The organism is Selenomonas ruminantium subsp. lactilytica TAM6421, from assembly GCF_000284095.1.
Lineage (GTDB): Bacteria > Bacillota > Negativicutes > Selenomonadales > Selenomonadaceae > Selenomonas_A > Selenomonas_A lactilytica.
The window spans coordinates 124,591-137,400 of the sequence record NC_017078.1; the positions used below are offsets into that span (position 1 = coordinate 124,591).

A 12,810-nucleotide genomic window follows, 5' to 3' on the forward strand; every position below is an offset into this window, starting at 1 on the left:
TGCATGCAAAAAATAAAGAATAGGGGATTATATCATGCTATCAAAAAAATTATTTTACTGTCTGCAAAGACAAAAGAAAATCCTGACGATGACCGCATTATCCCTTTGCCTGACCATTCCATGTTGCCATCAAAACAGCGCAAACAACCCTGGCTGATTGCCCAGCCTCAAAGATGATACATGTTTCTCTACAATGTGCTGCTTGATCGAGGATTCCGGCTATCAGACCTGCGTGGATCTGCCATGCGGTTATACGCCAAAGGCCATTTATATGACGGAACACAAACGGAATTTTGTTGGCTTGGACTTGCACCTATCTCTGCGTGGCAGGCTTGATACCATCTCAGCACCGCAGCTTCTGCGGGTGTGGGAGGAAGTCAAAGACGGTGGAAGTATTGAAGGTGTAAGAATAAATTGTACCCATTTGGAGTATATATCTTCGGCAGGAATTCGCTTGATGCTGGCGATACAGGAAAACTGCAGCAGCCCCATAGTTTTTTCCGGAGCCAATGCAAAAGTAAAAGAAATCCTGCAGCAGAAAGATTTTCTTATGATGGCAATAAACTGATAAAGGAAATACAACAATACTTATCCCAAAACGAGCTTTAACGAGGAAGTCTGCGTAATTTTCATTTGTACTCTGCTATGAGTTAGGTCCGAGCTTACAGGAGGTGCTCAAATGTATTGGGGAGAAAAAACGAAACGCAAGTATATGCAAAATTGTGTCCTCTGTGGCAATGCTCCCTGTGATATGGCCTGCCCTAAAGGCTTGGAGCCTTCCCGGCAGCTTAGGAGCATTTGGTTTGCTAATGAGGCGTATGCAGCAGCCCGCCTGCCCAGGGAAAATATTTGTGCTGCCTGTCAGGCTCCCTGTGAATCAGCTTGTGTGAAATGCGGAGAAGTTCCGATTCGAAAAATGATGGGCTTTTTGACGGAGGAGGTGAAGCCGAAACTCGATATTGAGGTGCCGGAACATGAAAGGGCATTGCAGACGGAAATTTGCGGCATTCCCTTGGAAAATCCCTTCCTGCTGTCTTCCTCGGTAGTGGCCAGCACCTATGATATGTGCGCCCGGGCCTTTGAGGCCGGCTGGGCAGGGGCGGCCTTCAAGACCATCTGTGCCTTTGACATACATGAAGCCTCCCCAAGATTTTCAGCCATTCACAGTGCGGATGGCAGCATTATGGGCTTCAAGAACATCGAGCAGCTTTCTGACCATAGTTTGCCGGAAAACATGGAAATCTTTCGTCAGCTGAAAAAGGACTATCCCCAAAAGTTTATCCTGGCTTCCATTATGGGCAGGAATGACAGGGAATGGGCGGAACTAGCCCGGCTCTGCCAGGAAAACGGTGCGGATGCATTGGAACTGAATTTCTCCTGTCCCAATATGATGGAGGATGGTCTGGGCTCGGATATTGGGCAGGTACCTGAGCTGGTGGAGCGTTTCACCGCCGCTGCCAGGCGCGGTGCCAGCATTCCCCTCCTGGCCAAACTGACACCCAATGTAGCTGCCATGGGGCCTGCCGCCGAAGCGGCCCGCAACGGTGGTGCCGATGGTTTGGCGGCCATCAATACCATCAAGAGTCTGATGTCGGTAAATCTGCACACCTTTGTTACCAGCCCTGCGGTGAAGGGACAATCTGCCGTGGGTGGATATAGCGGCAATGCCGTAAAGCCCATAGCGCTGCGCTTTATAGCAGAGCTGGGGCAGAATCCGAAGCTCTCCGGTATGCACATCAGCGGCATGGGTGGGGTGGAAACCTGGCGTGATGCGCTGGAGTTCATGATGCTGGGGGCCGGTTCCATACAGGTGACCACAGCGGTCATGCAGTATGGCTATCGCATTATTGAGGATTTGAAAGCAGGGCTCAATTACTACCTGCATGAAAAGGGCTTTAGCCGTGCAGGCGATGTGGTAGGGCTGGCTTTGGATTCCGTCAGTGAGACCACAGATGTTCTGGAACGGGACAGCATCGTGTATCCCAAATTTCACCGGCAGACCTGCATTGGTTGCGGTCGGTGCGAAATTTCCTGTATGGATGGCGGCCATCAGGCCATCCACCTGGATAAAAACCGCCGCCCTGTCCTTGCTCCTAAAAGATGTGTGGGATGCCATCTTTGCGTGCTGGTCTGCCCCACGGATTCTATACGCTCAGCGGGAAAAAGGATTTACCGTGACGGCAACTAGCAACGGAGAATAATCAATTTGTCAGTTTTTCCCTTGCTCGACACTTTTAATTTCTTCCTTTGAGGCACCTTTCAGTGCATAGGTATCAAAAGCGGGAGTGTCGAGGATGCGTATAGTATTTCGAGAAGCAATCATGATTCACCTGCTGTAGAGAAAATTTATTCTATGTGTTTCGACCAGTCAATAGTGCCGCAAAAGGAGCGTAATCAGCCATGGTTGATTGCACCTACAATATTAAGGATGATTTTTAAATGAAAAAATGAAAGGAAGGCATGATTATGAGAAAGAATCTTGGTAAACTTATTTGTGGGCTGTTTATGGCAGCCAGCCTGACTGTATCTTTAGCCGCAACTGACTCAATCATGAGCGCAGATGCGGCGCCAGTGGCTGCTGCAGTGGCAGGCAATGTTGATCCGGCGGATTGTTCCGGTTTTGTGGAGCTTTCCGAGGCAGTACCGGATGTTATTTTGGAGCCGCGCTATTATTCCACTTACAATTTTGTGGGGAATCGCATTGCCGGATATCAGGCGCCTCGCGTCTTTATGACCAAGGAAGCGGCCAAAGCTCTCAAAGAGGTTTCTGATGATGTGATGAAGCAGGGCTACCGGCTGAAGATTTATGACGCCTACCGGCCCCAGATGGCCGTGGATAATTTCGTGGCCTGGGCAGAAAATCTTGGTGATAAGCGCATGAAGGATTATTTCTATCCCCAGGTGGATAAGACGAGACTTTTTGCTGATGGCTATATTGCCGCCAAGTCAGGCCACAGTCGTGGCTCCACAGTGGATTTGACCTTGTTTGACATGCAGACAGGCAAGAATGTGGATATGGGGAACGTCTTTGACCATTTTGGCATCGAGAGCCACCCCGATTGGTGCGGTGATCCGGAAACCGGCAAGTACACAGGCAAATACGAGGGCAATAAAAAGCCTAAGGACGGCAAAATCAATGAGGTGCAGTTCAAGAACCGCATGATCCTGCGGGAAGCAATGCTCCGTCACGGTTTCAAGCCGTTGGATACGGAATGGTGGCACTTTACCTTGAAGGATGAGCCATATCCGGACACTTATTTCACATTTCCCATTCGGTTTTGAGGAATTTGCCAAGCAGGCGGCAAAAAATTCCGCCAGCTTGGTACAGTTCATGCTGGAACATGGGTATGCCGGCAGATGTCAATATGACAGGAACCCTGGCGGCAGAAGTTATGGTCAAAGCCACAGAGAAGGCGATAACGTCATCGACAATGGATGATGACGAATATCTGTCTTACTGCTTATGAGGAAGCTAAAGGAAATTATCGGCTAGATGGCGAACAAGTAAATATTGGGATTTCGACCTGGAGGGGGGATCTGGCATGAAACTATGGGGACGGATGGCAGCGGTATCCTGCGCAGTGCTGTTGGCCTTTAATCTGTCGGGCTGTGGTGTTTCGCAGAAAAATTCCGGCAGGATGGTCTATTTTGCCGCCCATGATGTGCCCGTAGATTTTATGGGCAGTCTCTATGAAGGCGTAAAACAGCAGGGGCAAAGAATGGGCTTGACGGTGGAATATCTGAATGCCAGACTGGACTATAATCTGCAGCTGGATCAGGTCAATGAAGCCATCGATGAGGGAGCGGCGGCCATCGTGCTTTTGCCCGTCAACGGTGTGGCCGCTATCCCAGTGGTGGAGCGGGCCAATAAGGCGGGCATTCCCGTCATTGTCACCAATCGGAATATGGATGGCGGGCAGTTTGCCCAGGTCATGTCCGATGAGAAACAGGCAGGAATCCTTCAGGGGGAATACATGGCCAAACATCTGCCCCCAGGGGCTAAGATTGTCTACCTGATGGGGGATGCCAGCATAAGCGCAGCTGTACTGCGCTGGGAGGGGTTCAAGGAAGCCTGCCTGGACAAGCGCCCGGATGTGCAGCTTTTGATCCGGCAGGATTGCGGCTGGCTGGAAACCGGCGCCTTCCGCGCCGTTTCCATGTGGCTGAAGGTCTTTCCCCAGATTGACGGTGTCATTGCCGGCAATGACAGCATGGCTTTGGGGGCCTTGCGGGCCTTGAAGGCTGCGGGCCGGGACAAGGGCGTGCTGATTTCCGGCGTGGATGCTCTGGAGCCTGCGGTAAAGGCTGTGGCTGCCGGGGAGATGTCCCAGACGGTGAAACAGGATGCGGACAAGACAGCCGAAGAGATTGGCAAACTGCTGCAGGCAGCAGCATCGGGCAAGGTTCCTACAGAAGATATCAAAGTTCCCTTTACGGAAATCACCCAGGAAAACGCAGCCCAGTTCAGGTAAGGGGGAAAGGCAATGAATCAGCTTAGCGTAAAAGTGAAGATCCTGCTGCTGGCGGCTGTCATGCTGGTGATAACCTGTCTTTTGGCCATCGTGGGCATCTATTCCAATCATCAGGCCAAGCAGCATATCGATGATCTGTATCATCACAATCTGATGACCACCCAGTACCTTAGCAATGCCAATATCCAGCTGAGGAACCTGAGCGAGGATATCGATTATGTGATCCTGCAGGACTACGATCCGGCGGACCGGAAGCTGCTTTTGGATGAAATGAATAGCAGGGTGGTGAATATTCAGGAAAATGTGGCCAAGATAAAGAAGAGTGACCGCAGTCCACGGGCCCAGGAAAATTTGGAACTGTTGACAGAAGATCTGTCCAATTTTGCCCAGCAGATAAAGGCCTGTGAAAAGCTCCAGAATACGCCGGAGGATAAGATCCAGCTGCTCAAGCAGCTTTCCGGTGCCCATGCCATAGGCGCCCGGCTTTCTCAGCTTACGCCGGATAATGTGCTGCAGGGAAAGATCCTCTTTCAGGAAAATGATGCGGCTCACACCAGGACCATCCAGATATTTCTGGGGATTATCCTGATCGGCCTGATTGCAGGCATTGGCACCACCATCCTGATTGCGGGCAATATCGCCACGCCTTTGGAAGAATTCGTACGGCAGCTTAACGCCGTGGCAGATGGGAATCTAACCCAGGAAATCTCCCCGAAGCTGGCCCAGCGCCGGGATGAGGTGGGGAGCATGGTGAAGGCCCTGCAAAAAATGCAGACCTCCCTGCGTCAGATATTGGGTGAGGTACAGAGTGAATCGGATGAAAACGTAGCGATGGCGGAAAAGGTGCAGGAACTGGTGGAAAGGCTTGACAATAGCATCCAGGATATGACCTGTGTCATGGAACTGATGGTTGCGAATATGGAAAAAACTGCGGCCGCCACAGCTGACGTGCAGCAGCAGATCAACATTCTCACGCAGGCCATTACGGAAAACAGCAATGCGCTATCTCCCCAATTGGCGGCCTCTATGGAAACGATGAACCAGGCCATGGGCGATATTGCCAAAGCAACCATCGAAGGTGCCGTGGACAGTACGGCCATTGCCGAAAAGGTGGCGGATGTGGCAGCCATGGCCGAGGAGATTTTGGACAAGGTGAACGAATCCCGTCAGGGAGCAGAAAATCTCAAGCAGCAGGTGGAAAGATTTCAGGTTTAGCGGATTCAGGCGGGCAAAGATTTTGCTGCGTGGCAGGAAAAAGGAAATAAGCGGCTTGTGTAGAATAAATCTACATGCAGATTTCTAATCTTTTTGCATGATATGAGACATGAATAGGAGTGACCTATTCGCTGGAGGAGGTAATGAACATGAATGTGAAGCTGGACCTGAAAAAAGTGGTGGGCGTGCTTGTGAGTTGCGCTTTTGCGGGAGCAGTGCTGGCTGGCTGCGGCCTGCCGGAAAATGCAGCGAAGAATTCCGATGACAAACCCGTGAAGCTGGGAATGCTGACGAATATGAACATCAGCGAGCAGCAGCAGGCGGCAATGATGAAGGAAGCCAGTCAGCGAGGAGGCTTCCCCGCTAAGATGGTTTTTGACATCACTTATTATGATAATCTCAACTCCATGCAGATGGGTCTGGAATCCAAGAGCGTCAATGAGATGAGCACCTATCAGTGCGTGGCCGATTACCTCATGGCCAGAAATGACAAGTTCTCCCAGACGGAATTCGGGAAGGCGAAGCTGGAGGACGGCTTCTGCGCTGCCCTGCGTGAGGATGACAAAGAATTGCTGGAGGAAATGAACAAGGCCATTAACGCCATGAAGGATGATGGAACCTTGGATAAACTGGCACAGGAATACATCAAGAATGTGAAAGCCGGGGAAGAGCCGCCGGCAGTGCCCCTCGAAAAGGTCGGAGGCCGTCCCACCCTCAAGGTAGCTGTTACCGGTGACCTGCCCCCCATCGATCTGGTGCTGGCCAATGGCAAACCGGCGGGCTTTAATACGGCTGTGCTGGCCGAGATTGGCAAGAGGCTGCAGAAAAACATCGAAATCGTGCAGGTGAACAGCGGCGCCAGAGCTGCGGCGTTGTCGGGCAAGACCGTAGATGTGATTTTCTGGGCAGTCGTTCCAGAGGACAAGTTCAATATCCGTCCTGCTGACTTTGACAAGCCAAAAGGCGTGGCCACTACCGTGCCTTATTACAAGGATACGATTGTCCACATTGCCCTGAAGAAGTAAGGAGTCGTTATGGAATTGCAGGAGACCTTATATCGTGTCTTTATCCAGGGGGATGCCTGGCGCACCATCCTGGAGGGCATTGGGGTCACCGTGCAGATTTCCCTGCTTTCTTTGGCTCTGGGAACCATATTGGGTGCCGCCGTCTGCTTCCTACGCATGAGAAGGGGGGCAGGCGGCGTTTTGGCCAGAGCCTATATTGCAGTGCTGCGCGGATCCCCGGTGCTGATCTTGCTGATGCTCCTTTACTATGGACTGCTGGCGGGCAGCGGCTTCAGTCCACAGGCGGTGGCCGTGGCAGCTTTTTCCCTGCACACGGCGGCCCATGTGGCAGAACTGCTCAGGAGCTCATTGATGGCGCTGTCCCAGGGGGAGATAGAAGCAGCCAGGACCTTGGGCTTTTCCCGTAGGCAGGCCTTCTTCTATGTCACCCTGCCCCAGCTGGTACATCTGGCCAAGCCTGTCTATCAGTCCACGGTGGTGAACCTCATTCAGTGGACCAGTGTGGTGGGCTATGTGACCATCACGGATCTTACGCGGGTTATGAGCAATATCGCCTCCCGGACGATGCAGCCCATGCTGGTGATGACCGTGGGCATGCTCATCTACATAGGCATGGCCTATCTGGTCTATGGAGTCTTCGCACTGACGGACAGGAAGCGGGGAGGTGACGGCTCATGAGCATGTTGGAGGTAAGGGGGCTTTGCAAATCTTTTGATACCCTCTCGATACTAGAAAATGTCAATCTCACCGTGGAGGAAGGAGAATGCATTGCCATCATCGGTGCTTCCGGCTGCGGCAAGAGCATGTTTCTGCGCTCCCTGGAACTATTGGAAGTGCCGGATCAGGGCAGGATCTTCGTTGCGGGACAGGAAATCACGGCGCCGCAGGCTGATGTGGATGGTATCCGCCGCCAGATGGGCATGGTTTATCAGAAATTCTTTCTGTTTTCTCATCTGAATGTCATGGATAATCTCTGTCTGGCGCCCATGAAACTTTTGGGCATGAGCAGACAGGAGGCGGAAGGCCGGGCCAGGGAACTTTTAGCTCAGGTGGGGCTCCTTTCCAAGGCAGAGGCTTCGCCCAAAGTCCTTTCCGGCGGGCAGCAGCAGCGCATTGCCATCTGTCGCAGCCTGATGATGGAACCGAAGCTGCTGCTCTTTGATGAACCCACCAGCGCCCTTGACCCTACCATGGTGGGGGAGGTGCTGGCCGTCATACGCATGCTGGCCCGACAGGGTCTGACCATGCTCATCGTTACCCATGAGATGAATTTTGCCCGGGAGGTGGCCGACCGGGTGCTGTTCTTTGCCGACCGGGGCATCTACGAGGCAGGCACGCCGGAGGAGATCTTCGAGCATCCCCAAAAAACCAAGACCATCGCCTTCATCCAGCGGCAGAAATCCTTCCGTTATGAAGTGCGGGAGCGGGATTTTGACCTGATGGAAATGCAGGGCGGCATCTGGACTTTCGGGGAAAAATATGGCATCCCGGCCCGGGAGATATACCGTTTGCAGCTTTGCTGTGAGGAAACCATATACTCTGTTATGGCCGGCTGTTATGGGGAGCATGAGCCAATTTGCCTGGATTTGGAGGTCTTCTATAGGGAAGCTGGCCGGGAGATCGAGTTGGCGTTTTGCTATCGTGGCAGGAAGTATCATCCGCTGGAAGATGAGCAGGCCAGCGGGGATGAAGCAGGTATTTCCTCGGCGGCCATACTCCAAAAAATCGTTTCGGTGCGTTCTTATACTTATGATCAAGGGGAAAACCAGCTGCGGTTTCTGCTCAATCCCCGCAAGAGCAAAAATTGAAGGAAAATTTTGGGAAGGCAAAAGCGGGACTTCACGGCTTATCCCTGCCACTATGGAGCATCTTAAGCCTTACTGCGAGGTCTTTTCCACGATGGTACGGGGCAAGGTTACCTTCCTTTTAGGGGAGAGCCTTCCTCAGGAGCGGAAATATAACGACCAGGCTGCGCTTAACGCAATCTTTGGCTGGCTGTCAGCTATTTGGCCACGGAAAGCCATCTGCTCTATCGTGATGTCCAGCGGTTCCGGGAAAAGACGGCTCCCGATCAGATCAAGCCTACCCATTTTCTGAATACTGAGGAAAAGATCAAGTTTTTCCAGGCCGTGCTGGAATGAAAATACATGAAGTTTTATCTGTGTCCCGCCAATGGAAATGTCATCATATCCATTGGCGGGGCACTTCTTTTTTGACAGATTCACTTTACAATGTTATAGTCAATATGGAATATTGTTTGTAATATGTGAATAGAGAGAAAAATTTTAGGAGAGAAACAATTATGCATAGCGAATTCCTGATGGGCAACGAGGCGATTGCTCTTGGTGCGCTGGCGGCAGGTGTCAATCTGGCGGCAGGTTATCCGGGAACGCCCTCGACAGAAATTCTTGAGACCATTGCCAAACGCGGGGCGGCAGATGTCCACGTGGAATGGTCAATCAACGAAAAGGCCGGGCTGGAGGTGGCTGCAGGGGCAGCCTACAGCGGCGCCCGTGCCCTGGTGACCATGAAGCAGGTGGGGCTCAACGTGGCCGCCGATCCTTTGATGAGCCTGGAATATATAGGCGTCAAGGGTGGCATGGTCATTGTGGTGGCCGATGATCCGGGGCCGATTTCCTCCCAGACGGAGCAGGATACGCGGACCTTTGGCATGTTTTCCAAGGTGCCTGTATTTGACCCGTCAACGGTGGCCGAGGCTTATGAGATGGTGCAGGAGGCCTTTGCTTTCTCGGAAAAATACCATACGCCGGTGTTCCTGCGGCCGACGACGCGCATCGATCATGCCTATGAGGCCATTGAGGTCAAGGATGAGGCAGAATACGAGCAAAAGGAACGGGAGGGATTTGTCAAGGACGCCTCGAAATGGGTGATCTTCCCGAAACTTTCGGTGCGCAGCCATGCAGCTATCGAGGCGCGCAATGCAGAGCTCAGCAAGGTGTTTTCGGACTATCCGCGCAATAAGATCCTGTCGGGAGCAGGGCAGCAGGGGAGCCTGCGCAAGGGCATCGCATCCCACGGGGTCAGCAGCATGTACACCCGCGACAATCTGGCCCAGGATAACCACCTGCCGGTGCTGCATATAGCGACACCCTTTCCCTTTCCGGAGGAACTGGCGGTCAAATTCCTGGAGGGGCTGGATGAAGTCCTTTGTATCGAGGAGCTTGATCCCGTCATCGAGCGGGCCCTGCTGATGGTCTGCGGCAAATATCACCTGCCCACCATAATCCGCGGCAAGCTTACTGGCGATATCCAGACAGTCGGTGAAAATACGGTGGAATCCGTGGGAAAGGCCATCGATGCATTCCTGGGGCAGTCCCGGCCGGAGGAGAAGGCCGAGGCGGTACCGCCGCTTCCTGTGCGGCCGCCGGTGCTCTGTGCAGGCTGTCCCCATCGCGCCTCCTTCCTGGCGGTAAAGGAGGCCATGCGCGGACAGAAGACCATATACTGCGGTGACATTGGCTGCTATACCCTGGGCAATGCAGCACCCCTTGACATGTGCGATACCTGCCTGTGCATGGGGGCCGGCATCAATATCGCCCAGGGCGTCTACCACATGGATCCCCAGACGAAATGCTTTGCTTTTGTGGGGGACTCGACCTTCTTTGCGGCGGGCATCACGGGAACGGTCAATGCCTTCTACAATCAGGCGGATATGACCTTGGTGGTGCTGGACAATTCAACGACGGCCATGACCGGTCATCAGCCTCATCCGGGTACGGGTAAGACCATCCGCGGCGAGGTGGTGGAGGCCGTGAGCATCGAGAAGGTATTGCGAGCCATTGGCCTTTCGGTGGTGGAGACCGTAAATCCCCTGGATCATGCAGAGGCTGTGGCAACGGTCAAGCGTGTGGCATCAGAGCCTGGCGTCAAGGCCATCATCTTCAAGTCCCCCTGTGTCGTGCTGGCGAAGCCGGCGGCACGTTCCAAGGTAGAGGCTGAAAAGTGTATCGGCTGTCAGAAATGCATTCGGTCCCTGGGATGTCCTGCGTTGGTGCTGCAGGAGGGCAAGGCCTTTATCGATGAAACACTCTGCACAGGCTGCACGCTCTGTGAGAGCATCTGCCCGGTGGGAGCAATAGCGGGAGGTGAGAAGTTATGAGTACCGACATCATTCTCTGCGGCGTCGGCGGTCAGGGGACGATTCTCGCGTCCAAGCTGATTGCGGCAGCGGCCATGAAAAAGGGAATTCCCGTCAAGACGGCGGAAACCATCGGCATGGCCCAGCGCGGCGGCAGTGTGTTCAGCCATCTGCGGCTGGGGGCCGGCGAGGGCTCGCCCCTGATTGGCAAAAAACGGGCAGATCTCATCATTGCCTTTGAGCCGGCCGAGGCCGTGCGGCAGATGCCCTTTTTAAAGGAAGGCGGCAGTGTCGTCGTCAGCAGCCGCCCCATCCTGCCCGTCAGCGCCATGATTGGCGATGCGACTTATGAGGTGGAAAGCATTATGGCTTACCTGCGCGATAAGGTTGACAGGCTGACGGTGGTGGACAGCGATGCCGCGGCAAGGGAACTGGGCTCGATGAAAGTGCTCAACGTGGTTCTGCTGGGTGCGGCGGTGCGCAGCGGCGCACTGGGGCTTTCTGAGCAGGATATCCTGGCCGCCATCCATGAACGGGTTCCCGCAAGATTCCATGAACTCAATGAAAAGGCCCTGGCCTTTGCCCGCTGATATAGATATTGGAGGAGAAGCTATGCAGATCAACGAACAGCAGCTCAATATGGTAAACCGGCAGGTGGAACGCCTGCTGGATGCAAATAACTTCTATGGCCAGCGCCTGCGCGAGGCCGGCATCGAAAAGGTGGAGACCCGGGAGGACTTTCTGAACCTGCCCTTCTCGGAAAAGCAGGATTTGCGCGATGCTTATCCCCTGGGACTCATGGCCGTGCCGGAGCGTCAGGTTGTACGCATCCATTCTTCCTCGGGCACGACGGGCACACCGGTCATCATTCCCTATACGGCCAAAGATGTCGATGACTGGGCCGAGATGTTCAAGCGCTGCTATGAATTCGCCGGCATCACGAATAAAGACCGCATCCAGATCACGCCGGGCTACGGACTTTGGACAGCGGGCATTGGCTTCCAGAATGGTGCCGAGAAACTGGGCGCCATGGTCGTGCCCATGGGGCCGGGTAATACGGATAAGCAATTGCAGTTCATGATGGATATGAAGACCACCGTGCTCACGGCGACGTCCTCCTATGCTTTGCTGTTGGCGGAGGAAATTGAAAAGCGCGGCATTAGGGACAAGATCCATCTGAAGAAGGGTGTCATCGGTTCTGAGCGTTGGAGTGCGAAGATGCGCGAGCGCATCGCAAGTGAACTGGGCATCGAGCTTTACGATATCTACGGCTTGACGGAAATCTACGGGCCGGGCATCGGCATCAGCTGCTCCCGTGATACAGGCATGCATTACTGGGATGATTTCATCTATCTGGAAATCATCGATCCCGAGACGGGAGAGAACCTGCCGGATGGTGAATACGGCGAGATCGTCATCACGACGCTGGTCAAGGAAGGCGCGCCGCTGATCCGCTTCCGCACCCATGACATCTCGCGCATCGTGCCGGGGGATTGCCCCTGTGGCAGCCGTTTCCCACGTATCGATACGCTGGTGGGGCGCAGCGATGACATGTTCAAGATCAAAGGTGTCAACGTGTTCCCGAAACAGATTGAGGAAATCCTGCAGACCTTCCCCGAGCTGTCCAGCGAATATCAGATTCGCATCTCTCATCTCGACGGTAAGGATACCATGCGCATCTATATCGAGACGAATGGCTCGGTGAACTTCCAGCAGATGGCCGAAAGAGTTGCGCAAAGGGTCAAGAGCCGCATCGGCTTCACGCCAATCGTCAAAGTGGTAGAACTCGGCCTGCTGCCGCGCAGCGAAAAGAAAACCAAGCGTGTCATCGATGAGCGGTTTGACTAAAATAGGAACAACGCCAATATCATTCCTTTTCTGACCTTGCTTAGCAGGGTCTTTTTCTTTTAGGAAAATAATGGCTTGACATAGTGTGGTAATATATACTATACTTAATACAGTAAAAGTTACCACATAGAATATGGTAGATATTACCCGG

13 protein-coding genes are annotated in these 12,810 nt (G+C 53.3%); all 13 read left to right on the forward strand.

Features of this window, described 5'->3' with window-relative positions:
* Positions 1–3: 3 nt before the first annotated feature.
* The 13 genes from SELR_RS19075 to SELR_RS16300 all read left to right on the forward strand — a co-directional run bounded on the left by SELR_RS19075 (position 4) and on the right by SELR_RS16300 (position 12,659).
* Positions 4–177: a hypothetical protein gene (locus tag SELR_RS19075; protein WP_014431143.1), complete on the forward strand. Its 174-nt coding sequence runs from the start codon at positions 4–6 to the stop codon at positions 175–177.
* Positions 178–193: 16 nt separating this feature from the next.
* Positions 194–568, forward strand: a complete 375-nt coding sequence (locus tag SELR_RS16250; RefSeq protein ID WP_041914931.1) for an STAS domain-containing protein — start codon at positions 194–196, stop codon at positions 566–568.
* A 111-nt stretch (positions 569–679) separates the two neighbouring features.
* Positions 680–2,188, forward strand: coding sequence for an NAD-dependent dihydropyrimidine dehydrogenase subunit PreA (gene preA / locus SELR_RS16255; RefSeq protein WP_014431145.1), 1,509 nt, complete (start codon positions 680–682; stop codon positions 2,186–2,188).
* 278 nt (positions 2,189–2,466) lie between these two features.
* Positions 2,467–3,282, forward strand: coding sequence for a M15 family metallopeptidase (locus SELR_RS16260; protein WP_014431147.1), 816 nt, complete (start codon positions 2,467–2,469; stop codon positions 3,280–3,282).
* Positions 3,283–3,542: 260 nt separating this feature from the next.
* Positions 3,543–4,472: a sugar ABC transporter substrate-binding protein gene (locus SELR_RS16265; RefSeq protein WP_014431149.1), complete on the forward strand. Its 930-nt coding sequence runs from the start codon at positions 3,543–3,545 to the stop codon at positions 4,470–4,472.
* 12 nt (positions 4,473–4,484) lie between these two features.
* Entirely contained in the window at positions 4,485–5,687 is a 1,203-nt protein-coding gene (locus SELR_RS16270) for an MCP four helix bundle domain-containing protein (RefSeq protein WP_014431150.1), read from the forward strand.
* A gap of 149 nt (positions 5,688–5,836) precedes the next feature.
* A complete protein-coding gene (locus SELR_RS16275; RefSeq protein WP_014431151.1) occupies positions 5,837–6,712 on the forward strand; it encodes a transporter substrate-binding domain-containing protein in 876 nt (291 codons plus the stop codon).
* A gap of 9 nt (positions 6,713–6,721) precedes the next feature.
* Positions 6,722–7,390: an ABC transporter permease subunit gene (locus SELR_RS16280; protein WP_014431152.1), complete on the forward strand. Its 669-nt coding sequence runs from the start codon at positions 6,722–6,724 to the stop codon at positions 7,388–7,390.
* A complete protein-coding gene (locus tag SELR_RS16285) occupies positions 7,387–8,520 on the forward strand; it encodes an amino acid ABC transporter ATP-binding protein (protein ID WP_014431153.1) in 1,134 nt (377 codons plus the stop codon). The genes SELR_RS16280 and SELR_RS16285 overlap by 4 nt, the downstream gene beginning before the upstream one ends.
* A gap of 198 nt (positions 8,521–8,718) precedes the next feature.
* Positions 8,719–8,853, forward strand: coding sequence for a hypothetical protein (locus SELR_RS19420; protein WP_269453582.1), 135 nt, complete (start codon positions 8,719–8,721; stop codon positions 8,851–8,853).
* 161 nt (positions 8,854–9,014) lie between these two features.
* On the forward strand, positions 9,015–10,832 hold the full coding sequence (gene iorA, locus SELR_RS16290; protein WP_014431154.1) for an indolepyruvate ferredoxin oxidoreductase subunit alpha: 1,818 nt from the start codon (positions 9,015–9,017) through the stop codon (positions 10,830–10,832).
* Complete coding sequence (locus tag SELR_RS16295) at positions 10,829–11,401, forward strand: indolepyruvate oxidoreductase subunit beta (RefSeq protein WP_014431155.1); 573 nt, start codon at positions 10,829–10,831, stop codon at positions 11,399–11,401. The genes iorA and SELR_RS16295 overlap by 4 nt, the downstream gene beginning before the upstream one ends.
* A gap of 22 nt (positions 11,402–11,423) precedes the next feature.
* Positions 11,424–12,659 carry a phenylacetate--CoA ligase family protein gene (locus SELR_RS16300; protein WP_014431156.1) on the forward strand — a complete coding sequence of 412 codons (1,236 nt, stop codon included), beginning with the start codon at positions 11,424–11,426 and terminating at the stop codon, positions 12,657–12,659.
* Positions 12,660–12,810 lie beyond the last annotated feature (151 nt).